This window comes from Amycolatopsis sp. WAC 04169 (assembly GCF_003947535.1).
GTDB lineage: Bacteria > Actinomycetota > Actinomycetes > Mycobacteriales > Pseudonocardiaceae > Amycolatopsis > Amycolatopsis keratiniphila.
This window is the reverse complement of sequence record NZ_QHJI01000002.1, coordinates 226,899-249,086: the sequence shown is the minus strand read 5'-3', so window position 1 is coordinate 249,086 and position 22,188 is coordinate 226,899. Positions and strand designations below refer to the sequence as shown.

Below are 22,188 nucleotides of genomic sequence, written 5' to 3'. Positions count from 1 at the left end.
GTGGCTCAGGCGGGCAGGTCGATCAGCGGCGCGAGAGCCGCGCGATGCCGCCCAGGAGTGCCCAAGGCGATCTCGTCGCTCTTCGCGCGCTTCAGGTACAGGTGCGCGGGGTGCTCCCAGGTCATGCCGATCCCGCCGTGCAGCTGGATCGCCTCTTCGGCCGCGTGGACGGCGATGGGGGAGTTGCGGGCCTGCGCCACCGCGACCGCGATCGCGATGTCGTCACCGGAGGCCAGGCAGTCGGCGGCGTACCGCGCGGTCGCCCTGGCGTTGACCAGATCCGTGTACAGGTTCGCCAGCCGGTGCTTCAGCGACTGGAAGGAGCCGACCTGACGGCCGAACTGGTAGCGCTCCTTGAGATAGCGCACCGTTTCGGTCAGCGCCCACTCGGCGATCCCGAGCTGTTCCGAGGCGAGCAGCCCCGCCGCGGTGACGAGTGCCGTGTCCAGCGCGGACGCCGCCGTCGAGGCGTCGGCGACGCGTTTCGCGGCCACGTTCTCCAAGGTCACGTCGGCGATGCGCCGGGTGAGGTCGAGGGAGATCGCCTCGGTGACCGTCACACCCGCCGACGCCGCGTCGACCGTGTACAGGCCGGGACCGTCGGGCCCTGCCGCAGGGACGACGAGCAGTTCGGCCACCGAAGCGTCGACGACGCTGCGGACTTCGCCGCTGAGCGTGCCGTCGGCCGCCGGGGTGACCGCCGAGGGGAACTCGGCGCCGGGTGCGGTCGACAGCGGTACGGCCAGCGCGCCGATGAGCGTGCCCGCGGCCAGTTTCCCGAGCCGTTCGGACACTTCCGCCTGCGACGTGTCGGTCGCCAGCAGGGCCGACGTCGCCAGGACGGCGCTGCCGAGATAGGGGACCGGGGCGACACTGCGCCCGAGCTCCTCCATCACGACGGCGACTTCCCGCGCCGAAGCGCCGTGTCCGCCCAGCGCCTCCGGGACGGCGAGACCCGCCGTGCCGAGGTCGGCGGCGAGCGTGCGCCACAGCTTCAGGTCGTACGGCTCCGCCGTCTCGGTCCTGGTGATCAGGGCCGCCGGTTCCGCGCGGTCCCTGAACAGGTCGCGGACGCTGGCGCGAAGGTCCTCTTCGACCTCGGAGTACAGCAGGTCGCTCATCGGGGCAGGTCCTTCCAGGCGACGTCCTTGTCGATCCGCGGCTCGGACGGCAGCCCCAGCACGCGTTCGGCGATGATGTTGCGCAGGACCTCCGAGGTGCCGCCCTCGATGGAGTTCCCCTTCGCGCGCAGATAGCGATAGCCGGCTTCGCGGCCGAGGAAGTTCACGCCGTCGGGACGGCGCATCGTCCAGTCGTCGTAGCGAAGACCGTCTTCGCCGAGCAGCTCGATCTCCAGCCCGGACGCGGCCTGGTTCAGCTCGGAGAACGCGACCTTGACCGCCGACCCCTCCGGCCCCGGCGCGCCCGCGGCCGGCTGCTGCCGCAGCCGCGAACTCACCAGGCGCAGGCTTTCGCCTTCCACCCACAACTTCAGCAGCCTGTCGTGCAGTTCGGACGTGCGCAGCTCCGGGCGCTCCCGCCAGACTTCGGCGACGACGCCGACCATGCCGCCGTCACGCGGGAACTCGGTCCCGCCGATCGCGACCCGTTCGTTCATCAGCGTGGTCTGCGCGACCTTCCAGCCCTCACCGACCGCGCCGAGGCGGTGCGCGTCGGGAATGCGGACCTCGCTGAGGAAGACCTCGTTGAATTCGGCTTCCCCGGTGATCTGCCGCAGCGGCCGGACCTCGACGCCCGGCGCGGTCATGTCGCACAGGAAGTACGTCATACCACGGTGTTTCGGCACGTCGGGGTCGGTGCGGGTGACCAGGATGGCCCACTGCGACTTGTGCGCGCCCGACGTCCAGACCTTCTGGCCGGTGACCACCCAGTCGTCGCCGTCGCGGACCGCGCGGGTGCCCAGTGCGGCCAGGTCGGATCCGGCGCCGGGCTCACTGAACAGCTGGCACCACACCTCGCGTTCGGTCCACAGTGGACGCAGGAAGCGCTGGTGCTGTTCGGGTGTGCCGAAGGCGAGGATCGTCGGCGCGGCCATGCCGAGGCCGATTCCGATCCGTCGCTTGTCGTTGTCCGGCGCGCCCGCCGCGGCGAGCTCTTTGTCGACAACGGACTGCAGGGAGCGAGGCGCGTTCAGGCCGCCCAGGCCTTCGGGGAAGTGGATCCAGGCCAGTCCGGCGTCGAACCGCGCGTCGAGGAAGTCCTGGCGCGGCGTGCTTTCCGGCGGATACGCGGCCAGCAGCTCGGCCACGCGCCGTTTGAGATCGTCCACAGTGGTCACTTCGATGCCTCCGTGCGGTACTTCTTCAGCTCACGGTGCGCCAGCGAGCGCTTGTGCACCTCGTCCGGGCCGTCGGCCAGGCGCAGCGTCCGCACCTGCGCCCACATCTCGGCGACCGGGAAGTCCTGGCTCACCCCGCCCGCGCCGAACAACTGCACGGCCTTGTCGAGGATCCACTCGACGGTGATCGGGGTGGAGATCTTGATCGCCTGGATCTCGGTGTGCGCGCCCTGGTTGCCGACGGTGTCCATCAGCCAGGCGGTCTTGAGCACCAGCAGCCGCTGCTGCTCGATCTTCACCCGTGCTTCGGCGATCCAGTCCTGCACCACGCCCTGTTCGGCGATCGGCTTGCCGAAGGTCTCGCGCGAGAGCGCCCGGCGGCACATCAGTTCCAGTGCGCGTTCGGCCATGCCGATGGCGCGCATGCAGTGGTGGATCCGCCCCGGCCCGAGGCGCGCCTGCGCGATGGCGAACCCGTCGCCCTCGCCGGCGATGAGGTTCTCCGCCGGCACACGGACGTCCTCGAAGAGGACTTCGGCGTGGCCGCCGTGGTCCCCGTCGGTGTAGCCGAACACGTGCATACCGCGTTTCACGGTCATGCCGGGGGTGTCGCGGGGGACCAGGATCATGCTCTGCTGCTTGTGCGCGGGCGCGTCCGGATCGGTCTTGCCCATCACGATGAAGATCTTGCAGTTCGGGTTCATCGCGCCGGAGATGTACCACTTGCGGCCGTTGATGACGTACTCGTCGCCGTCACGCCGGATGCTGGTGGCGATGTTGCGCGCGTCGGAAGAAGCGACGTCGGGTTCGGTCATCGCGAACGCGGACCGGATCTCGCCGTCCAGCAACGGTTGCAGCCACTGTTTCTTCTGCTGGTCGGTGCCGAACATGGTGAGCACTTCCATGTTCCCGGTGTCCGGTGCCGCGCAGTTCACCGCGGTCGGCGCGAGCCGGAGGCTGCGGCCGGTGATCTCGGCCAGCGGCGCGTACTGGAGGTTCGTCAGGCCCGCGCCGTGGTCACCGGGGAGGAAGAAGTTCCACAGCCCGCGTTTGCGGGCCTCGGCCTTGAGTTCTTCGACGATCGGCGGCTGCGACCACTCGCTGTCACGCTCGGCCAGCTGCCGCTCGAAGACGGCCTCGGCCGGATAGATGTGCGAATCCATGAACTCGAGGAGCTTTCCCCGCAGTTCCTCGGTTTTCGCGTCGAAGGCGAAGTCCATCTCTATCCCTCTTCCTTGAGAGTCTCATTGCCGTGCGCGATCAACGGGACGACGCCCGAGCCGATGCCGTCGAATCCGGCGCCGACGGTCTGCCCCTTGCTGTAGCGGAGGTGGATGCCTTCCAGGATCACCGCGAGCTTGAAGAACGCGAAGCTCACGTACCAGTTGAGCCGGGAGACATCGCGGCCGGAGCGCTCGGCGTACCGCGCGATGACCTCGTCGTTGCGCGGGTAGCCTGGCGCCGAACTGGCGTTGGACACGAACTGCAAGGAGACCTTGTCGCGTTCGGCGTAGGCCACCAGGAGCGCGAGGTCGGTCAGCGGGTCGCCGAGAGTGGACATCTCCCAGTCCAGCACCGCGGTGATCCGGTCGTCGGCGTTCACCAGCACGTTGTCCAGCCGGTAGTCGCCGTGGACGATCGACGGCTTCCCCGATTCCGGCACCGACGAGGCCAGGCGGTCGTGCAGTTCGTCGACGCCCGGGAGGTCGCGGCTGCGGTTGCCGTCGAGCTGCTTCTTCCAGCGCCGCAACTGGCGTTCGAGGAAGCCCTCGGGACGGCCGAAATCGCCCAGCCCCACCGTTTCCGGTTCCACGGCGTGCAGGGCGACCAAGGTGTCCACCAGCTCGTCCGCGATCGCCTTGGTGCGGGCGGGTCCCAGCGCGGCCAGTTCGGTGTCCGAACGGAAGGGCGTGCCCTCCACGAACTCCATCACGTAGAACCGCGAGCCGATGACGTCGGTGTCTTCGCACAGCAGCACGGTTTCCGGCACCGGGACGGGCGTGCCGTGCAGGCCGGAGATCACCCGGTACTCGCGGCCCATGTCGTGCGCGGTCGGCAGGACGTGGCCCAGCGGCGGGCGGCGGACCACCCAGCGGGACCGGCCGTCACCCACGATGTAGGTGAGGTTCGACCGGCCCCCTTCCACGACCTGGCCGCTCAGGTCGCCCTGGACGAGACCCGGCCGGTGCTCGTCGAGGTGGGCCTTGAGCCTGGCCAGGTCGAGGCCCGGCAGGTCGGACTGGTTCATGGTGCCTCCAGCGTCTCGCTTTCCGGTAACAGTACCGACCAGTCGGTATGTCAGGTAGGGCTGGTCCGGCGAGGTGCCGGAGGTCACTCTCTCAGGCGATCAGCCGGACGACCATTTCCGCGACGCACGCCGGTTTGGGCTCGCCGTCGATCTCGATCGTCCACCGCACCACGGCCTGCTTGCCGCCGGCGACGTCGGTGACCTCGACCAGTTCGGCACCCGCCCGGATCTTCGCGCCGACCTTGACCGGCTGGGGGAACCGAACCTTGTTCAGGCCGTAGTTGATGCCCATCTTGAGCCCGTTGACCCGGTAGAGCTTGCCGACGAAGCCCGAAATGAGCGACAGCGTCAGGAAGCCATGGGCGATCGGGCCGCCGAAGGGGCCTTCGGCGGCCTTCTCGACGTCGACGTGGATCCACTGGTGGTCATCAGTGGCGTCGGCGAACAGGTTCACCCGGTCCTGGGTGAGCGTCAGCCAGTCGCTGTAGCCGAAGTGCTCGCCGACGGCGTTCTCGAACTCCTGCAGGGAGGCGAATTCGCGCATGGCTCAGTCCTTCGGTCCGCCGGCGACGTAGATGACCTGGCCGGAGATGAACCCGGCGCCGTCGCTCACCAGGAACGACGCGAGGTTGGCGATGTCTTCGGGGGTGCCGACCCGCTGCACCGGGATCTGCGACGCGGCCGCCGCCTTGAAGTCCTCGAACGACATGCCGAGCCGCTCGGCGGTCGCCGCGGTCATGTCGGTGGCGATGAACCCGGGGGCGATGGCGTTCGCGGTGACGTTGAACTTGCCCAGTTCGATCGCGAGGGTCTTGGTGAAGCCCTGCATGCCGGCCTTGGCGGCGGAGTAGTTGACCTGGCCGCGGTTGCCCAGCGCCGAGGTGCTGGACAGGTTGACGATGCGGCCCCACTTCTCCTGCGTCTGGTACTTCTGCACCTCGCGGGTCATCAGGAACGAGCCCTTGAGGTGCACGCCCAGCACCGAGTCCCAGTCCTGTTCGGTCATCTTGAACAGCAGGTTGTCGCGGGTGATGCCGGCGTTGTTGATCAGCACGGTCGGCGCGCCGAGTTCCTCGGCCACCCGGGTCACCGCGGCTTCGACCTGCGCGGCGTCGTTGACGTCCAGCGCGACACCGACGGCCTTGCCGCCCTCGGCGACGATCGCTTCCGCCCCTTGCTTGACACCGGCCTCGTCGAGGTCCAGCAGGCCGACGGCGAATCCGTCGGAAGCGAGCCGCTTGGCCACGGCCGCCCCGATGCCGCGGCCGGCGCCGGTGACGATCGCTACACGGGAGGGGTGTTCGGTCACGGGTGTTCTCCTCGTCGTCGAGTGGAAGTGCCGTCGAGTCTGCCGTACTGAGCGGTCGGTTTGTAGAGATGTCAGGCCAGGAGTCTCGCTGTGATCGTAATCACGGGTGCCCGAACGGCCACTCCCGGCGAGCTGATCGTCCCGATGTCTGGCGCCCCCACCTGCACTTCCGCAAGCACACGGAGGTGCCACATGAGCCGAAGAGCCCATGTCCTGACCGGCCTGCCCGTGCCGCCCTTCGGTTCCGCGCGGTTCGTCTCCCAGCGGCTGTCCGCGCCCCACCACCACGCCGCCGCACTTGCTCACTCCAAGTACGTGAAGGCCTCCTTGCCTACCTTGAGGGTAGGGAAGGAGGCCTTCACGGACCTTCTGCCAACTGACACCCACATTCAGTAGGCAACTGAGACAGCCTTGGCCCTAACCCGAATCGCCACTCACGAGGCGCGGGTCAGCTCGCCCGCTTGCCCAGCACCTCGGTGATCAGTCGCGGCAGCTCGCCACCATGCCACGAACTGGGCGAGAAGCGTTCCTGCGCGATCCCGTCCCAAGGTTCGCCGTCGTCCAGCGAAATGCCTTCCTCGCGGGGAACGAGCACGCCGATCTCCTGCGCCGCCACGCCTTCGCCGGCGAGGGTCTTCTTGGCGAGGTCGACGTCCTCCGGCCGCACGGCGACCACGAGCGTCCAGTCGCCCCATGCCTGCGCGAGCTCGAACCGGCCGAGCCCCGACTGCGCGCAGACGTCGGCGAGCGGCTCGTCCAACTGGATGGCCGTCGTGATCCGCGCGCCGAGGCCGTTGGCCCCGCAGAGCGTCCGCACGGTCGGGAAGAGACCGTCCGAGACATCCATCGCGGCGCGTGCCAGCCCCGCCGTGGCGAGCACGCTTCCGGCGGCCACCTGGGCCATCGGCTGGCAGGCACGCTCGCGGATCCCGGCGACGAGCGCATCGGAGAGCCGCGCCTGCTTTTCGACGAGCAACGCGTACGACCACAGGTAACCGGGCGAACCGACCAGCAACAGCCGGTCACCGGCCTCGGCGCCGACGCGTCCGAGCCGTCCGCCGGGGACGCAGCGGCCGATGGCCGTGGCGGTGAGCTGCCGGACCGGGCCGTCCCGGAGATCGCCGCCGACGACCTTGGTCCCGTGCTTCCCGGTGCAGTCGTCCACGCCGTCGAGAAGCCGCCGGAATTCACCCGCCGTGGTCGTCTTCGGCAGGGTGTAGTTGACGACCAGGCCGAGTGGCGTGGCGCCGGCCGCCGCCAGATCGGACAGATTGATCGTCGCCAGCAGCCATCCGGCGTGATACGGATCCGTTTCACCCAGGATGGTGACCAGCGGTGTGGGACAGCTGTCGGTCGTGGCGACCAGATCACCGCGAAGCCCGTCTTCGGCGTCGAGGACGGCGCAGTCGTCACCGAACCCGCGGACACCGCCGTAACGCGGCCGCAGGATGTGCTCCAGGATCGCGTGCTCGCCGAGGTCGCCGAGCCGGCCGTCGTCGCCGACCGGCGAGAGTTCAGTTACGGCCGACATGATCCGCCAATCGGGACGGGGCCACGTTGTGGTCGCTGGAATAGTTGTGCGGCAGCATGCCATAGGGCTGCTCGCTTCCGGTGGAGGCGAACAGCATCAGGTTGCAGATTCGCGCTCCCGGGTGCAGGAGCACCGGATGCCGCAGATGGTTCACGATCTCCAGGGTCAGCACGGCGCCTTTCTCGTTGCCGAAACCGGGGCTGACCTGTCCACAAAGGACGACGCTGATGCCGAGCCGCGCGTAGTCGCTCGTGCCGTCGACGAGCCCGGCGAGCTTCTCCGAAAGCCCGATCTTCTCCAACGTCGGCGCGAGGACGACTTCGCCGGGCTCGACGCACAGCCGGCCCTCGGCGTCGAGTTCCTTCGGCACGAGTTCCGGATAGGTGCTCCGGTCGGCGATGTCCACCGTCCCGGTCGACTTCAGCGCGAACGCCTCGTGCCCGAGCCGCAGGCTGATCGCGGCGGGGCGGACGAGGGCAGGTTCGAACGGGGTGATCGTGAGCTCCCCGCTGCGGTGCGCGCGCCTGATGGCCCGGTCGGTCAGGATGCCGCGGCGTGGCGCGGGCCAGCTCAGCGGCATGAGGCCACCGCATCCGCGACGGCGCCGACCAGGTCCCGGAAATCGGTCTCGGTCAGCTCGCCGTTGGGCTGGTCGTCGGACTCGCCGGGCTCGCAGTAGACGACGGTGGTGCCGGTGCGATGCGGTCCCTGGATCACCACCGTCGCGGTCAATCCCGCCGCGATCGGCCGGACGGTGTGCACGACGGCGGTGTCGCACGAGTAGACCTCGCCGAGCCGGACGTGCGGGGTTTTCTCCACTTCGAGCCGGGCTTCGCCGTCCGCGAGCAACGCGGCCGGGTTCGCCGGGTCGGCGCCGTAGCGGTACCGGTCGTACGGCTTCCCACCGTCGGCCGTTTCGTGGAACTCGACCATGTGCAGGCCTTCGCCCGCGACGATGGTCGAGGCGAATTCCCACCGGTGGCTGTGCGGATTGGACTCGCCGCGGGACGGTTCCTCGGATTCCGGCCAGACGTGGAGCCGGATCCGGAAATCGGGCGAGGCGTGGAGCACCATTTTGGCGAATCCGTTGGGATGCCAGTAGGAACGCTTCGCCGCGGCGCGGACGGCTTCTTCGTCACCGAGGATTTCTTCGAGCCACGAAAGGAAGACGCCGGGGGAGTCCTGGACCCGGTGCGCGACCGCGCGCAGCCAGGGAAGGTCGGCGTCACCGTCCGCCGGAACGGCGGCGAGGGTCGATGGCGGGGTGTCGATCATGGAGTTGTACCTGGAGTTCCTGGTGGGCTGAGCGGGGGCGCCGCGGCGGCGAAGGCGGCCGCGCGGAGCGCGGTGACTGCGTCCAAGGTCTGCCAAATCGGTAGATCTCCGCTCTCCCAAGCCCAGAGCCCCTGGTCGGCGTCGTAGCGCTCCCAAAGGGTTCCGAGCGCCCGGTTGAGCCGGGGGAGTGGCAGGAAGGGGGCGGTGGCGAGCGCTTGGACGACCCAGGCGGAGGTGAAGTGCCGGATGATGATCCGGGTCGTTCCTTCACCGTCGGGGCGAGGCCTCTCTAGATCCTCTGCCACGCCGTCGTCCGAATGCGACCGGTCGATGAGCCATTGTGTGGCTTCGTCGGCCGCCTCACGGACGTCGTTGCGATCTTCACGGCTGCGCAGGACGTCCCGCAGGGCGACGACCGACCGCGCGGTGTGCACGACCGACGCCTCCGGGGCGACGAGCCCGGCCTCGTTCTTCTCCGGCCACAGGAGTGAGCCGTCGAAGTCGAGCCGGGCCGCCAGGAGGGCGTCGATCAGCCGGTCGGTCAGCGGGGCGTCCGGCCGAAGCCGGACCGCCGTGTGCAGCACGGCGGACAACAGGTACGGACGGGTCCGGCTGTACGGGTCGATTTCCTCCCCGATCAGGAGCGACCCTTCGAGTTGTTTCAGTCCGTCGTCGGCGGACATGGTGCTGGTGCGGAAAAGCGCGTCCACCACCGACGCGGTGGTTTCCGGTCGCCTGCCGCCCGCGCGGCCCCGCCAGCCGTGCGCCGACTGGAGCCGGTAGAGATCTTCGGCGAGCGTATGTAGGTCGATGTAGGGATCGCCTACCACCAGCATGGTGTTGATCCCGTAGGCGGTGCTGAGTGCCTTCGCCCCGGTGCTCTTCTGCAGGTTGTGCCGCCACCCCAGCGGTTTCCCGTGCTCGTCGCGGATCAGGCGCTCGGCGAGTTTGGCGCCGACGGTGTGGAACACCTGCAGCAGTGACCGCGAAGTGTCGACGACGCCGGCGTCGCCGACGAGAGGTGGGGCGGTGTGTTCCTGCGGCGAACGGGCCGTCTCGACCAGGGTGAACAGCGCGTTCGCGGCGCGGAAGTGGTCGTCGAGCTGGCGGGCGTTGTGGGTCGACGGGAGGTATTTCCCGGTCTCCCACTGGGTCAGGTTCGCCCTGGTCACCCCGATGATCCGGGCCGTTTCCGCCTGGGTTTCGCCCGCGGCCTTGCGCAGCCGCCGCAGCTCACGGCCGACACCCGACGCGGTAACGGTTTCCGCATCGGGGCTTACCGGCCGCCGTCCAGCCGATGTAGGCTTCATGTAGGCACTAGACACAGGCTTACCTACCTCTAGTAGGCAAAGTAGGGCGGTGACTGAACGTGCACACAACGGGGAGAGTACAGCAAGCGAATCGGACCGCGCTGGCGCGTTGGTCAATGTCTTGTCACGAGAAGCAGGTGGCCGCGTCCGGGCCTGTTCTACCTGGTCCGAGGGTACGCGATCCGCCCGGCCGCGAGGCAGGGGCCGAACAGGGCACGACCGGAGAGCGGATGCTGTCAGCCATCTGAAAGTGACGCTGTGCATCCGTTTCGGTTCGCGTCGCCTGCGGGCCACACGAATGCCGGAGTAGGCGTCGTGTGTGCCGACCCGAATCAGTGCTTCGCCGCATCGGGGGTGAACCTCATGTCCCACCACGAGAACCACACGGCAGCGCCCCGATCTTGGTTCGATCGACTTCTCGAACGCTTCCACGAATGGCTTTTCGCGTCCGGCGAGGACGCGAGAGCCGCCGCTCGTGGCTGGCAGGTGACCCGGGTGCCGGACAGCAGGCGCCGCGTCTACCGCGATCCCCGCTGGGACACCGTGCACGCGTGCGAACCGTGCGGAGGCACGGGGTGGTGGCCCTACGAGGACGCCGTTTGCCCGGACTGCGCCGGTGCCGGTGTCGTCCGCTCCATTCCCGCGGCGGCCGCGGTCGCCGAGAAAACCGCCGGACGGACAGGAGGAAGGTCATGAGCCGTTGGCAGGAACCCCAGGCGATCGCCGAGCTGGCCAGGGAGATCACGGTGGTCAGGAGGCCCAACCCGGTCACCGCCCTTTATCACTGGCGCTACGAGATCGGCGTACTTCTCGTCCTCCCGTACGCGCTGTTCTCGCTCTTCCAGGCGGCCGGCCCGATCTGGGGCGCGGTCGTGCTGTTCGGCGTCGCGAATTGGCTGTTCTACTGGAAATCGGCGCGGCGATTCCTCCGCGACCGGCTGCGCTCGGTCGTCGTGCAGCACCGGCTGCGGACCGGATTCGCCCGCGCCCGGGTGTGCACCCTCGACGGCAAGCTGCCGGTGATCCTGTGGACCAAGCCGCGCGGCGACGAGATCGAGGTGACCGTGTTCTGCCCGGCGGGGGTGGGCTACGAGCGCATCGAGCAGCGGCGGGCGCTGCTGGCCGCGGCGTGCTTCGCCACCGACGTCCACGTTTACCGTCACCACAAGCGTGCCAACGTGGTGCATCTTTCGGTGTGCACCGCGAGATTGCGCAAGGACGCCGACGACGTCGCCGAGCTCACGCCCGCGCCACGATATGCCGGGCAGACGGACGGTGCCGCCATTGCCCTTCCGGCGCCCTTCGCAGGAATTCCTCGCGCAGCACGGCGATGAACTCTTCACCGCGCGCGTCCGCCAGCGGCCGCATCGGCCCCGAACGGGTGTGCGCGGTGAAGAACGTATCCGCGTCGGGGTGGACCATCGGGAACGACAAGGGCTCGTCCCGTTCGATCGTGGCGCCCGCCAGTGCGGGGACGAGCCGTTCTTCCCACGAGCGGTCGCCTGCCGGGACGTGCTCCCGGAGCACGTCGGACAGCACCGTGAAGGCCCCGCCCGCTTCGGTGCTGTGCGGCCAGTAGACGACCGAAAGCACTCCGCCGGGGCGTAGCGCTTCGGCCCAGGACCGGAGCGCGGCGTCGGGTTCGGGCAGTTGCTGGAGGCCGAAGACCGAGACGATCGCGGCGGCCGAGCCCGCGTCGAGTTCCGAGGCGTCGCCCTCGACGACGCGGACGAGCGCGTTGCCCGAGGCTCGATTCCTGGCCCTCGCGGCCATCCCCGCGGACAGATCGATGCCGACGATCTCGCGGCCGGGCAGGTGCCCGGTGAGCACGTCGAGCTCCGGGAAGGTGCCGCAACAAGGAACGAAGACGGGGCCGTCGGGCAGGTCCGAGGGGAGGGCCCGCACCGCTTCGGAGACCCAAGGCGCGAAACGGGGGACGTAGTACGCCTCGTAACCTTCGGCGGCTTCGTCCCAGGCGCGGGCGAGGCGTTCGGCGGTCAGGACGCGATCTCCAGGGCTTCGGCCTGCTCGGTCACCGGTGCGGTGACCACACGTGCGGGGATGAGCAGTGACGCCAGCGCGATCAGCCCGGTCAGCGCCATCGCGCGTTCGACCAGCCCGAGCGGGATCGCCCGCCACCAGGGCTCGCCGCCGTTCATCGAGACCACGATCGCCCCGAGGATCACGCCGAACCAGGCCAGGGCCGCCACCGCGAGCACCCGGGTCACGGCGCGGCGCGCGGGGGAGGAGGGGAACACGGCTTTCGCCGCGAACCACACGGCCAGCGGCAGGCAGACGAAGGCGACGACGCTCGCGATCCGGTGCACCGTGCCGCCGGTGCTCGGCCCGATCGCCCAGTTGTTCTTGGGGAACGCCACGATCACCACCAGGCTCACCGTCCAGAGCGCGCAGAAGACCGATGCCGCGGACAGGGCGGGAAGGTGTTTGCGGCGGATCAGCGCGCCGAAGCCGATCGCCGAGCCGAACGCGACCAGCAGCACCGCGACGTCGAAGATCCACTTGTTCTCGCTGAGCGCGTACTCGCTGATGGTGCGGCGGACCGGGCTGATGTCGCTGGTGGCGGGGAGGACCTGCAGCAACAGGATCAGCAGCGCTCCGCCGGCGACGGAGACCACGGCGGCCAGCAGGGCCAGCGGTGACCTGGCGGTGACCTGGGGCGTCGTCATGGTTGAAAGGTAACCGCCCATCCTGAAGGTTTTCTTAGGCCGACCTGTCGGAATCGACAGGAAAGTCCGATTGTACGGCGCGCGTGGCGGTGATCGTTCCGGCACGGACGGTGAGATCGTTGGGCCGAAAGAGGTGTAGGCGACTTGTGGCGGGTCCCTCCGGCGGGGTCGCGGGTCTAGGGTCTCGCTACCGGTGACCTCACCCGGTCACCGGACTGTCCAAGGAGGTCAGTCTGTGGGGTATTCACCAAACCGGCGAAGAGCGGGATGGACCGCGGCGACCCTGGTACTCGCCGGGGCCTTCGTGGCACTTCCGTCGGCCACGACGGCGGGGGCCGCGGACAACGTGGTGCGAGCCGACAAGGCCGTGCCGCGTTCCTGTTTCGCCGCGCTGCAGAAGCCGGGTACGTCCGGCACCGATCGGCGTGAGTTCACGTCCACAGTAGACGGTCTGCTGCAGGCGCGCCTGGCGCCGCGCGGCGGCACCGAGGGCGACTGGGACCTCGCGGTCTTCGACAAGACCACCGGTGCCGTGGTCGCCGCGTCCGCCGCGTTGCGCAGCCACGAGCTCGCCGAAGGCTTCGTGAAGAAGGACCAGAAACTGGTCGTGCAGACCTGCCGGTACGACGGCCGGACGCGCGACGCGGTACTGGGGGTCGACTTCCTCTCGCTCACGCCTCAGGGAACCCCGACCGGCGCCGCGCCCGCGCCGCAGCGCGCCGAACTGGTCCGGGTCGAGACGCCCGCCAAGCAGGACAAGGACAAGCTCCTCCGGCTCGGGCTGGACGTCACGGAGAAGGCCGACGCCACCGGTGTGCAGGTCGTCCTCGCCAACGACGCCGACCGCAAGACGCTGGCGGACAACGGCTTCAAGGCGAAGGTGGTCGACGGCGACCTTTCGGCGCGGTCGATCCAGAACGCCAAGACCGACCGCGAGTACGCCGCGAAGACGCCGGGCTCCACCCTGCCGTCCGGGCGCACGAGCTACCGGCACCTCTACGACTACCAGTTCGAGGTCAAGGAACTGGCCCGCAAGAACCCCGGCCTGGTCACTGCGTTCACGCTGCCGCAGCCGACCTGGGAAGGCCGCGACGTCCTCGGCCTCGAGATCGCGACCGACGTCAAGAACATCGCCGACGGCAAACCCGTCAACTTCACCATGGGCGTGCACCACGCCCGTGAGTGGCCGGCGGGCGAACACGCCATGGAATGGGCCCACGAACTGGTCAAGGGCTACACCGGCAACAACGCCGCGATCCGCGGCCTGGTCGGCCGGACGCGCAACATCATCGTGCCGATCGTCAACCCCGACGGCTTCGAAATCTCCCGTGAGGCCGAGCCCAGGGGCGACTTCTCGCGTTTCGACTACGAGATGAAGCGCAAGAACTGCAACGTCAACGACTCGCCCAAGGAGTTCGCGACGGGCGTCTGCAAGGCCAACCCCGCCGGCCGTGAACGCGGCACCGACCCGAACCGCAACTACGCGGGCTTCTGGGGCGGCGCCGGCGCGTCGACCGTGTGGCGCAGCGACACGTTCCGCGGCGCGGGCCCGTTCTCCGAGCCCGAGACGCAGAACGTCCGCTCGATCGTGTCGAACCGCCAGGTGACCAACCTGATCACGCTGCACACCTTCTCGAACCTGGTGCTGCGTGTCCCGGGTGTCGCCGCCGTCCGCCCGCCGCTCGACGAGCCGGCGTACAAGGCGCTCGGCGACAAGATGGCCTCGCGCAACGGATACACCAGCCAGCCGTCGTGGGCGCTCTACGACACGACCGGCTCGACCGAGGACTGGTCGTACTGGGCCACCGGTGGCTGGGGCTTCACCTTCGAGGTCGGCCCGAACGAGTTCCACCCGCCGTTCGCCGAGGGCGTCGTCGCCGAGTACACCGGTGTCGCCCCCGCGGCAGGCGCGGGCAAGGGCGGAAACCGTGCCGCGTTCATCGACATGCTGGCCAACACCGCCGACCCGGCGGCGCACTCGACGCTGATCGGCACGGCGCCGAAGGGCTACCAGCTGAAGCTGCACAAGACCTTCCAGACGCCGACCTCCCCGGTGGTGCAGCCGGACGGCTCGACCAAGCCGCCGATCTACGTGACCGACGAACTGAACTCGTCGCTGTCGTCGACCGGTGGCCGGTTCGCGTGGTCGGTCAACCCGTCGACCCGCCCCTACGTCGCGGGCCGCTACGGCCGCGAGCCGCAGGGTCCGGCGCAGCCCGCGATTCAGGCCGTGAACCCGGCCGGGGTCCCGGCGATCAACCAGAACTACCCGACGGACCCGACCTCGGAGAGCTTCACCTTCCGCGTGGACGGGCTCCCCAAGGTCGACAACGGGAAGTTCAGCGTCGACGTCAAGTGGGCCAGCCAGGACACCGACTGGGACCTCTACGTCTTCGACGCCGCGGGCAACATGGTGTCGTCGTCGGCGAACGGTTCGACCACGGAAGAGCACGCGATCCTGTACGACCCGCCCGCCGGGGAATACCGGGCCGTGCTGGTCAACTACTCGCAGGCGAACCCGTCCACTGTGGACGATTGGACCGGCGGTGTGTCGTTCCAGTCGCCGATCCCGCCGACCTACGGTCCGAAGGAGGCGTACCAGCTGACCTGTACGTCGCCGAAGGGCAAGCTCGTCGGGCTGACGGACGTGTACATCGACCGCGGCCAGACGGTCGACGTCGGTGAGGTCTGCACCCGGTCGGCGCGGGCCAAGAAGGAGCGCTCGGTCCGGTAGTTCCTCGCTTTGCGCGTGAAGGCCCCCTTCCCTCGGCTGAGCCGAGGGAAGGGGGCCTTCACGCGCCTACGCATTCAGAGGACGAAATGCGGGGCCCTAGACGGTGCCGACCACCCGGTCCCGCACCACCCGCATGGTCGCCGCGTCCACAGTGGACGGCTCCGCCGCCAGCCAGCCGCCGATCTCGTGCAGGAACTGCTCCGGTGTCATCGGAGGCGCGGGGGAGGGATCGTCGAGATCCGTGGTGATCTCACCGGTCCGGCTCGGGTACACGACCATCGCCCCGCGCAGCGTGACGCCGGGAAGGACCCGCCGGAACTCGGCAAGGCTTTCGGTCAGCCTGCTCCCACCGCCGCGGAAGGCCCGGCCGTTACGCAGCAGACGGTCGTCGTCATCGGTCTCGTAGTGACCCGGCAGCCACAGCTTCGATTCGATGAGCACCAGCCGCTTCCCGCACAGCACCGCGTGGTCGACGTCGGCGAACACCGAGTCCGGCCACGAGAGGCCGTGGAAGATCCGCGCGCCGGGCAGCCGGGTCAGGTAGCGCTCGAGCATGTCGGCGGTGAGGCGCTCGGCGAGTTCGTCGGTCTCGACGCCGGGGGTGCCGAACACGCGTTTTCCGCCGAATTCGGCGGCGAACCGGTTCTTGGCGCGGGAAGCGGCCAGATAGCCGCGCGCGAGCCGTTGCACCAGCAGGGCGGTTCCGGCGGTCAGGAGCAGCCAGACGATCAGCGTGGGGGCGGAGAACCCGACGCCGGTCAGCACCGGCAGCAGGACCAGCACCATCCCGCCGACCGCCGCCACCACGGGGGTGTGCCCGGGGCCGCGACGGCGGCCGTGGCGCACGCGCTCGTCCTGTGCGGCGAACTCCCACCATTCGAGGTCGTCCGGATCGATGACGACCGGCTCGGGTTCGTAGCCCGGTTCTTCGCCGAAGCGACGCCGCGGCCGCGGCCGGATCGGGGCGCGCACCGAGCGCCCGCCGGCGTCGTAGCCCGCGCGCCGCATCGGATCGCTGAGCGTGTCGTAGGCCTCGCGGACCAGCTGGAACGTGAGGGCGGACCCGCCGGTGTCCGGGTGATGCGATTTCGCCAGCCGCCGGTACGCGGTCTTGATCTCGTTGACCGAGGCGGCCTTGCCCACGCCGAGCACCTCGTAATAGTCGACGTCGGGCACGGGCGGTTCACCTCCAAAGGGCCGGGCCGCAACACTATTCGGCCGCCGCCGCCGGGTCGCAACCACCTCCGCGGCGCGTCGGGGTGACGTCGCGGGCATACTGTTTCGCTTGTGGCGGAACGAGGTCCGCCTCCGGCGCGTCCTGGATATCGTGGAGATCGACAGCACACGAGGAAGGATCGCGGTGGGAGAACCGGTCACGGGCACGGCCGCGGGAGTGCCGTTCACCGTCTTGCCACCATCTGCCGAGGTCGGCGGACCCGCGCCGGTGGTCGTCGCCTGGCACATGATCGACGCGCCCCGCTCCGACGCGGCGTTCGCGGCCGCGTTGCCGCTGGCGGGGGTGCCGGCGTGGCGGGTGTATCTCGGAATGCCGTTGTGCGGCGCGAGAATGGTCGACGGCAGCATGGACGCGGTGGTGGAACGGGCCGTCCGGGACTCGGTGCTCGCCTACGCCGACCCGTTCGTCCGCCAGGCGGCCCTGGAATTCCCCGCCGCGCTGGCTGAGCTGCGGGAACGCTTCGGGTTCGACACCTCGCGGATGGCCGTCGTCGGCGGTTCCCTCGGCGGGGCGGTGGCGCTCACGATCCTTGCCACGCGGGAGATCCCGGTGCGGGCCGCCGCGCTGGTCAACCCCGCCGTCCGGGCGCGGTCGCTGGTCGGCGTGGTGGAAACCATGCTGGAAAAGCCCTATTCGTGGACGGACGAAGCGAACCAAGCGGCGGATCAGCTCGACTTCGTCGCACGATCGGGTGAAATCTCGGCCAGGGACACGCAGGTTCCGCTGCTGGTCGTCAGCGGAGAAGAGGATTTCCCGACGTTCCGCGCGGACGCCGACGAACTCGTCGGCGCGGTGCGTGCCCGGTACTCCGTGGCCGACGACGTCCGCCTGGCCAAGGTGCCCGGTCTCGCCCATCCGCTGGCCGAAGATCCGGGTATCGAGCCCGCGCCGCAGCTGCCGATCGCGAAACTGGTGGACGATCAGGTCGCCGAGTGGCTGGTGCGCCACCTGGGTTGACGCACGTCAGCAGCCGGGCGGCGGCGCCGAGCGGGGCGGGCCGAATTCGAGGCGCAGCTTGTCGGTTTTCGGGATCACGAACGCGACGCCGGTCGAGGCCCGCCAGTTCGCCGGGAGGAAGACGTACTGGCCGCTGGACTGCAGCAGCAGCTTCAGCCCGGTGTACCGGTATTTGTAGGCCGATCCGGGGTCGGCGCACTTCACCTGCTGGACCCCGCTCGCGGTGAGGTTGAGGCTTTCCGCGCTGTACAGGGTCGCGGCCGGTCTGGTCGAGATCACCCCGGAAGCCTCGTAGGCGCGGCTCGTGCCGACGGCCGCCGAGTATTCGCCGACCGCCCAGAAGAGGCCGATGCTCACCAGGGCGTAGCCGGTCACCAGTTCGGCGACGCTCGACCGGGTGCTCCCTGTTCTGCGCGAGGTCCAGTGACGCCAGGAGAAGAGCACCATGAGGACCCCGATCGCGAAGCCGGCCCCCGGCGCGCCGGGCCGTTCGCGGAAGGGTTCCGGGTCGAGGGCGATCGCGGTCGTGAGGGCGAGCAGCGCGAGGCCGAGAACGCCCGCGACGGGGGAGCAGATCCGTAGCAGCCGGGCCCACGAGTCCTCGCCGAGGCGGATCTTCAGGAACCGCGTCAGGACGAGGAAGGCCAGCGCGGCGCCCGCGACGGCGGTCAGGGGCGGGAGCACTCCGTCGACGCCCCGCCCGAAGATCTCGTCCGGGGTCTGCCCGAGCAGGGTGTAGTGCACGCGGAAGTAGATGAAGTACGTCTGCGTGTAGACGAGCCCGAAGTAGTAGAGCAACGCGGTGAGCAGGGTCGTGTTGGCCAGCACGGCTCCGGCCAGCCTGAGCGCGTGCGACGGGCCCGCTTCGGGTTCGGGCTTCGGGGGAGTGGGGGCGCGAAGGCCCCGGCGTAGTGGCCGCCGGGTGCTCATCCGCCCGTGGTTTCGCTCGGTGGCGTGCTTTCCGACTTCGGCGGCGCCGAGCTTTCCTCCGTGGTCCCGGTTTCGCAGGCCTTGGCGCGGATCTTGATCGTCTTGCCGGGGTACACCGGATTCGGCCCGATGCTGCGGATGCAGGCACCCTCGCCCACGACCTCGACCGTTACCCCGCACCGCCGCGAACTCTTGCAGAGGCGCTCGAGGTTCTGCTCGATCGCGCCTTTGGCGGTCTCGGGGTCGGTGCCGAGCAGGTCGCTGTTGTATCTGATCGGGCTCCCGGGCACGAGTCCGGGCGGAGGGGAGTCCTTCGTCGGGGTCGCCTCGGAAGACGCCGTCGGGGCGGTCTCCGTGGTGATCCCGCTGTCGGTCGTCAGATCGCCCGGTGCCGTGTCGCGGGGCGTGGACGTCCCGCCGCAGGCCGCCGCGAACCCGAGAGCGACGATCGCCATCGCCGCGCTGAACAGCCGTTTCATGGACCTCACCGTCCTTGGGGAAGACGCCCTTCTGGGTAAGGACGCGGAACGAGCGGCCCCTGATACGTCCCGGCTTGGTCCGTTCGGGCGTATTCCCCGGGATTCCGCCCCTTCGGGCAATTCCGGGTGGACCGGTGCGCGACAACTTCGCCGCGTGGCCTTCCGACACGCCCGAAATTATGTTAAGAAACTTTACTAACTAACAGGGAGGCGCGTTTTGAGTTCATCCCCGCGGCCGGGGCTCGAGCGGAAGATCGGGCCGCTCCAGGCGACCGCCATCAACATGACCCAGATGTGCGGGATCGGCCCGTTCGTCACCATCCCCGCGATGGTGGTGACCCTCGGCGGCCCGCAGGCCATGTTCGGCTGGCTCATCGGCGCGGTCATCGCGCTGGCCGACGGCCTCATCTGGGCCGAACTCGGCGCCGCCCTCCCCGGCGCCGGGGGAACCTACGTCTACCTGCGCGAGGCGTTCGGCGTCCGCACCGGCAGGCTCATGCCGTTCCTCTTCGCCTGGAGTGCGGTGCTGTTCATCCCGCTGATCATGTCCACCGGCATCATCGGACTGGTCCAGTACCTCGGCTACCTGGTGCCCGGGGTCGCCGACGACGGCGGGACGACGACGCTCGGCAAGGTGATCGGTCTCGGCATCATCGCCCTGATCGTGCTGGCGTTGTTCCGCAAGATCGGCGAGATCGGGAAGCTGACCACCGTCCTGTTCGGGATCATGCTGTTCGCCGCGCTCTCGGTGATCGTCGCGGCCTTCACTCATTTCGACGGCGCGCAAGCGTTCGCCTTCACGCCGGGCGCGTTCTCGTTCGACGGCGGCGCGTTCTGGGCCGGGCTCGGCGCGGGCCTGATCATCGCCATCTACGACTACCTCGGCTACAACACCAGCGCCTACCTCGGCGGCGAGGTGCGCGACCCGGGCCGGACGCTGCCGCGCTCGATCATCCTGTCGATCCTCGGCATCATGAGCCTGTATTTCCTGCTGCAGCTCGGTGTCCTCGGCTCGATCCCGTTGGAAGAGCTGAAGAACGCCACTTCGGTCGCCTCCACCGTGCTCGAACAGGCGTGGGGCACGGGCGCGGCCAAGGTCATCACCGTGTTCATCGTGATCGCCGCGATCGGTTCGGTGTTCGCGGGCCTGCTCGGCGGATCGCGGGTCCCGTTCGAGGCCGCGCGCGACAAGGTGTTCCTGCCGGTCTTCGCCAGGCTGCACCCGAAGCTGAACCTGCCGACCGCCGGTGTGCTGACGATGGGCGCCATCGCCGCGATCGGCTCGCTGTTCACCCTGACCGCGGTGATCAACGCGGCGGTGACGGTGCTGGTGCTCGTCCAGTCGCTCGCGCAGGTCGCGGCGATCGTGGTGCTGCGGCGGCGACGGCCGGAGCTGGAGCGGCCGTACCGCCAATGGCTCTACCCGATCCCGACGATCATCGCGCTGCTCGGCTGGGTCTACATCTACTTCTCCGCGACCTGGCTCTCGATCGGGCTTTCGGTGGGCTGGATCGCGCTGGGCGTGGCCGCGTTCCTCGCCTACGCGAAGGCGGAACGCGTGTGGCCGTTCGGGCCCAAGGGGATTCAGGAATCGTTCGCGGGGGCGACAGAGGGGAACGGGAAGTGACGGGGGAAGAACTGATCCTGGGGATCGACTTCGGCGGGACGAAGGTCGCCATCGGGCTGGCGGACAGAGCCGGGAGCCTGCTGGTCACCCGCAGGCTCGACACCGACGCGCAAGCGGGCGCGGAGCAGGTGGTGAGCCGGGCGCTCGCCGCGGCGCGGAAACTGCTCGCCGACGAAGGCGCCGCCGACCGGCTCGTCGCGATCGGCGTCGTCAGCCCGGGCATCGTGCTGGAGGACCGGATCCTGCTCGCGCCGAACGTGCCGGGCTGGGAGGAACTGCGGCTACGCGAACTCGTCGCGGCCGAGTTCGAGGGCGTCCCGATCGAAGTGGGCACCGACGCCAAGGCGGCGGCGCTCGCGGAATGGCGATGGGGGGCACTGGCGGACACCGATCCGGCGGTGTTCCTCTCGCTGGGGACCGGGATCGCCGCGGCGGTCCTGGTCGGCGGCCGGCTGCTGACCGGCGCCAACGGCGCTGCGGGAGAGATCGGGTACAACCTCCTCTCGCCGCAGGACACCGACGGGTTCGCCAGCGGAGCGGCGCCGCTGGAAGAAGCCGTCGGTGGGCGTGGGCTGGGCGGCCGGGCGAGTGTGCTGCTCGGCCGCCCGGTAACCGCGGGCGAGCTGTTCGGCCTCGCCAGGGAGAACGCGCAGGCGAAGGAACTCGTCGGCGCGGCGCTCGACGAACTGTCGATGCACGTCGCGAACCTCGCCATCGCGCTCGATCCGCAGCGCATCGCCGTCGGCGGGGGACTGGTGCGCTCGGCCGACATCCTGCTGCCCGCGTTGCGCGAGCGGCTGGCGGGGGCCGTGCCGTTCCCGCCGGAACTGGTGTCGGCGAAATTCGACCAGGACGCGTCCCTGCTGGGCGCGATCGCGATCGCGCTGGACGCGTAGCGAGATCACCGACCGAAGCCGCCGGACCTCCGCTAGATCCGATCTAGCGAAGGTCCGGCGGCTTTCTCGCGCCTGAGGGGTGAGGCGAGAGGAGGTCGGTCATGGACGTCAGTCCGCTGCGGATCGCGGTGATCGTCGGCAGTACCCGCGAAGGGCGGGTGGGGGACTCCGTCGGCAAATGGTTCACCGGCCGGGCGGAGCATCGGGAAGACCTCGTCACCGACGTGCTCGACCTGGTCGACTTCGACCTGCCCGCCGGGCTGCCGGAGCATCCGACGCCCGACATGAAGCGGTTCGCGCGGCTGGTCGACGAGGCGGAGGCGTTCGTCGTCGTCACCCCCGAGTACAACCGCAGTTTCCCGGCGTCGCTCAAACAGGCGATCGACTGCGCCTACGACGAGTGGCGCGCGAAACCGGTCGGCTTCGTCTCCTACGGCTATCGCTCCCAGGGTCTCTACGCCGTGGAGCAGCTGCGCACGATCTTCACCGAACTGCACACGGTGACCATGCGCGACACCGTGGCCTTCAACCTCCTCGACGGCACCCTCGACTCCGACGGGCAGGTGCAGGCCGTGACCACCTTGCTCGACGCACTCGCCTGGTGGGGCCTCGCCCTGCGCGACGCGCGCGCCGCCCGTCCCTACGTCTGCTGAAAGCTTCTGAAAGGAA

22 protein-coding genes are annotated in these 22,188 nt (G+C 69.4%); 7 read left to right on the top strand and 15 right to left on the bottom strand.

The window, feature by feature from the left end:
- Positions 1-5: 5 nt before the first annotated feature.
- The 10 genes from DMC61_RS06020 to DMC61_RS05975 all read right to left on the bottom strand — a co-directional run bounded on the left by DMC61_RS06020 (position 6) and on the right by DMC61_RS05975 (position 9,972).
- Positions 6-1,121 carry an acyl-CoA dehydrogenase family protein gene (locus DMC61_RS06020; RefSeq protein ID WP_125687500.1) on the bottom strand — a complete coding sequence of 372 codons (1,116 nt, stop codon included), beginning with the start codon at positions 1,119-1,121 and terminating at the stop codon, positions 6-8.
- Positions 1,118-2,299 carry an acyl-CoA dehydrogenase family protein gene (locus DMC61_RS06015; protein ID WP_125687498.1) on the bottom strand — a complete coding sequence of 394 codons (1,182 nt, stop codon included), beginning with the start codon at positions 2,297-2,299 and terminating at the stop codon, positions 1,118-1,120. Before DMC61_RS06015 ends, DMC61_RS06020 begins: the two co-directional genes overlap by 4 nt.
- A complete protein-coding gene (locus DMC61_RS06010; RefSeq protein WP_125687496.1) occupies positions 2,296-3,519 on the bottom strand; it encodes an acyl-CoA dehydrogenase family protein in 1,224 nt (407 codons plus the stop codon). Before DMC61_RS06010 ends, DMC61_RS06015 begins: the two co-directional genes overlap by 4 nt.
- A 2-nt stretch (positions 3,520-3,521) precedes the next feature.
- Positions 3,522-4,547, bottom strand: coding sequence for a phosphotransferase family protein (locus DMC61_RS06005; RefSeq protein WP_125687494.1), 1,026 nt, complete (start codon positions 4,545-4,547; stop codon positions 3,522-3,524).
- A 91-nt stretch (positions 4,548-4,638) separates the two neighbouring features.
- A complete protein-coding gene (locus DMC61_RS06000; RefSeq protein WP_016333242.1) occupies positions 4,639-5,091 on the bottom strand; it encodes a MaoC family dehydratase in 453 nt (150 codons plus the stop codon).
- A 3-nt stretch (positions 5,092-5,094) separates the two neighbouring features.
- The gene (fabG, locus tag DMC61_RS05995; protein WP_125687492.1) at positions 5,095-5,856 is read right to left on the bottom strand and encodes a 3-oxoacyl-ACP reductase FabG; all 762 of its coding nucleotides are present in this window, start codon (positions 5,854-5,856) and stop codon (positions 5,095-5,097) included.
- Positions 5,857-6,304: 448 nt separating this feature from the next.
- Entirely contained in the window at positions 6,305-7,387 is a 1,083-nt protein-coding gene (locus DMC61_RS05990; protein ID WP_125687490.1) for a thiamine-monophosphate kinase, read from the bottom strand.
- Positions 7,371-7,967: a dCTP deaminase gene (dcd, locus tag DMC61_RS05985; protein WP_125687488.1), complete on the bottom strand. Its 597-nt coding sequence runs from the start codon at positions 7,965-7,967 to the stop codon at positions 7,371-7,373. The genes DMC61_RS05990 and dcd overlap by 17 nt, the downstream gene beginning before the upstream one ends.
- Positions 7,958-8,662 (bottom strand): hypothetical protein, encoded by a 705-nt coding sequence (locus DMC61_RS05980; RefSeq protein ID WP_125687487.1) that lies wholly within the window; start codon positions 8,660-8,662, stop codon positions 7,958-7,960. Before DMC61_RS05980 ends, dcd begins: the two co-directional genes overlap by 10 nt.
- Complete coding sequence (locus DMC61_RS05975) at positions 8,659-9,972, bottom strand: helix-turn-helix transcriptional regulator (protein ID WP_125687485.1); 1,314 nt, start codon at positions 9,970-9,972, stop codon at positions 8,659-8,661. Before DMC61_RS05975 ends, DMC61_RS05980 begins: the two co-directional genes overlap by 4 nt.
- 363 nt (positions 9,973-10,335) lie before the next feature.
- On the opposite strand from DMC61_RS05975, the gene DMC61_RS05970 reads away from it, so the two are divergent.
- Both DMC61_RS05970 and DMC61_RS05965 read left to right on the top strand, forming a co-directional pair.
- Positions 10,336-10,668: a hypothetical protein gene (locus tag DMC61_RS05970; protein WP_076153599.1), complete on the top strand. Its 333-nt coding sequence runs from the start codon at positions 10,336-10,338 to the stop codon at positions 10,666-10,668.
- A complete protein-coding gene (locus DMC61_RS05965) occupies positions 10,665-11,306 on the top strand; it encodes a hypothetical protein (RefSeq protein WP_125687483.1) in 642 nt (213 codons plus the stop codon). Before DMC61_RS05970 ends, DMC61_RS05965 begins: the two co-directional genes overlap by 4 nt.
- Here the strand turns inward: DMC61_RS05965 and DMC61_RS05960 are convergent.
- Both DMC61_RS05960 and DMC61_RS05955 read right to left on the bottom strand, forming a co-directional pair.
- Positions 11,212-11,877 carry a trans-aconitate 2-methyltransferase gene (locus tag DMC61_RS05960; protein WP_199749911.1) on the bottom strand — a complete coding sequence of 222 codons (666 nt, stop codon included), beginning with the start codon at positions 11,875-11,877 and terminating at the stop codon, positions 11,212-11,214. The two genes, DMC61_RS05965 and DMC61_RS05960, sit on opposite strands and share 95 nt — an antisense overlap.
- A gap of 92 nt (positions 11,878-11,969) precedes the next feature.
- Positions 11,970-12,659 carry a DUF998 domain-containing protein gene (locus DMC61_RS05955; protein ID WP_043848032.1) on the bottom strand — a complete coding sequence of 230 codons (690 nt, stop codon included), beginning with the start codon at positions 12,657-12,659 and terminating at the stop codon, positions 11,970-11,972.
- A 235-nt stretch (positions 12,660-12,894) separates the two neighbouring features.
- On the opposite strand from DMC61_RS05955, the gene DMC61_RS05950 reads away from it, so the two are divergent.
- On the top strand, positions 12,895-15,393 hold the full coding sequence (locus DMC61_RS05950; protein ID WP_125687481.1) for a M14 family zinc carboxypeptidase: 2,499 nt from the start codon (positions 12,895-12,897) through the stop codon (positions 15,391-15,393).
- 96 nt (positions 15,394-15,489) lie between these two features.
- On the opposite strand, the gene DMC61_RS05945 is transcribed toward DMC61_RS05950, so the two are convergent.
- Complete coding sequence (locus DMC61_RS05945; RefSeq protein WP_016333254.1) at positions 15,490-16,569, bottom strand: DnaJ domain-containing protein; 1,080 nt, start codon at positions 16,567-16,569, stop codon at positions 15,490-15,492.
- A 184-nt stretch (positions 16,570-16,753) separates the two neighbouring features.
- Here DMC61_RS05945 and DMC61_RS05940 point away from each other — a divergent pair, with 184 nt between their 5' ends.
- A complete protein-coding gene (locus DMC61_RS05940) occupies positions 16,754-17,587 on the top strand; it encodes a S9 family peptidase (RefSeq protein ID WP_233594716.1) in 834 nt (277 codons plus the stop codon).
- Between the two features lie 6 nt (positions 17,588-17,593).
- Here DMC61_RS05940 and DMC61_RS05935 read toward each other — a convergent pair whose 3' ends face one another.
- Together DMC61_RS05935 and DMC61_RS05930 are read right to left on the bottom strand one after the other, a co-directional pair.
- Complete coding sequence (locus DMC61_RS05935; protein WP_125687478.1) at positions 17,594-18,517, bottom strand: hypothetical protein; 924 nt, start codon at positions 18,515-18,517, stop codon at positions 17,594-17,596.
- Positions 18,514-18,996 carry a hypothetical protein gene (locus DMC61_RS05930; protein ID WP_125687476.1) on the bottom strand — a complete coding sequence of 161 codons (483 nt, stop codon included), beginning with the start codon at positions 18,994-18,996 and terminating at the stop codon, positions 18,514-18,516. Before DMC61_RS05930 ends, DMC61_RS05935 begins: the two co-directional genes overlap by 4 nt.
- A gap of 217 nt (positions 18,997-19,213) precedes the next feature.
- Here DMC61_RS05930 and DMC61_RS05925 point away from each other — a divergent pair, with 217 nt between their 5' ends.
- From DMC61_RS05925 to DMC61_RS05915, 3 genes are all read left to right on the top strand, one after another.
- Positions 19,214-20,623, top strand: coding sequence for an APC family permease (locus DMC61_RS05925; protein WP_125687474.1), 1,410 nt, complete (start codon positions 19,214-19,216; stop codon positions 20,621-20,623).
- Positions 20,620-21,519 carry an ROK family protein gene (locus DMC61_RS05920; protein WP_125687472.1) on the top strand — a complete coding sequence of 300 codons (900 nt, stop codon included), beginning with the start codon at positions 20,620-20,622 and terminating at the stop codon, positions 21,517-21,519. Before DMC61_RS05925 ends, DMC61_RS05920 begins: the two co-directional genes overlap by 4 nt.
- 101 nt (positions 21,520-21,620) lie before the next feature.
- Positions 21,621-22,172, top strand: coding sequence for an NADPH-dependent FMN reductase (locus tag DMC61_RS05915; RefSeq protein WP_125687470.1), 552 nt, complete (start codon positions 21,621-21,623; stop codon positions 22,170-22,172).
- Positions 22,173-22,188 lie beyond the last annotated feature (16 nt).

What these genes read in the sequence shown, in the direction of transcription:
- DMC61_RS06020 (WP_125687500.1), bottom strand. Translation starts at nt 1,121, where the DNA reads ATGAGCGACCTGCTGTACTCCGAGGTCGAAGAGGACCTTCGCGCCAGC.
- DMC61_RS06010 (WP_125687496.1), bottom strand. Translation starts at nt 3,519, where the DNA reads ATGGACTTCGCCTTCGACGCGAAAACCGAGGAACTGCGGGGAAAGCTC.
- DMC61_RS06005 (WP_125687494.1), bottom strand. Translation starts at nt 4,547, where the DNA reads ATGAACCAGTCCGACCTGCCGGGCCTCGACCTGGCCAGGCTCAAGGCC.
- DMC61_RS06000 (WP_016333242.1), bottom strand. Translation starts at nt 5,091, where the DNA reads ATGCGCGAATTCGCCTCCCTGCAGGAGTTCGAGAACGCCGTCGGCGAG.
- DMC61_RS05990 (WP_125687490.1), bottom strand. Translation starts at nt 7,387, where the DNA reads ATGTCGGCCGTAACTGAACTCTCGCCGGTCGGCGACGACGGCCGGCTC.
- dcd (WP_125687488.1), bottom strand. Translation starts at nt 7,967, where the DNA reads ATGCCGCTGAGCTGGCCCGCGCCACGCCGCGGCATCCTGACCGACCGG.
- DMC61_RS05980 (WP_125687487.1), bottom strand. Translation starts at nt 8,662, where the DNA reads ATGATCGACACCCCGCCATCGACCCTCGCCGCCGTTCCGGCGGACGGT.
- DMC61_RS05975 (WP_125687485.1), bottom strand. Translation starts at nt 9,972, where the DNA reads ATGAAGCCTACATCGGCTGGACGGCGGCCGGTAAGCCCCGATGCGGAA.
- DMC61_RS05970 (WP_076153599.1), top strand. Translation starts at nt 10,336, where the DNA reads ATGTCCCACCACGAGAACCACACGGCAGCGCCCCGATCTTGGTTCGAT.
- DMC61_RS05965 (WP_125687483.1), top strand. Translation starts at nt 10,665, where the DNA reads ATGAGCCGTTGGCAGGAACCCCAGGCGATCGCCGAGCTGGCCAGGGAG.
- DMC61_RS05955 (WP_043848032.1), bottom strand. Translation starts at nt 12,659, where the DNA reads ATGACGACGCCCCAGGTCACCGCCAGGTCACCGCTGGCCCTGCTGGCC.
- DMC61_RS05935 (WP_125687478.1), bottom strand. Translation starts at nt 18,517, where the DNA reads ATGAGCACCCGGCGGCCACTACGCCGGGGCCTTCGCGCCCCCACTCCC.
- DMC61_RS05930 (WP_125687476.1), bottom strand. Translation starts at nt 18,996, where the DNA reads ATGAAACGGCTGTTCAGCGCGGCGATGGCGATCGTCGCTCTCGGGTTC.
- DMC61_RS05915 (WP_125687470.1), top strand. Translation starts at nt 21,621, where the DNA reads ATGGACGTCAGTCCGCTGCGGATCGCGGTGATCGTCGGCAGTACCCGC.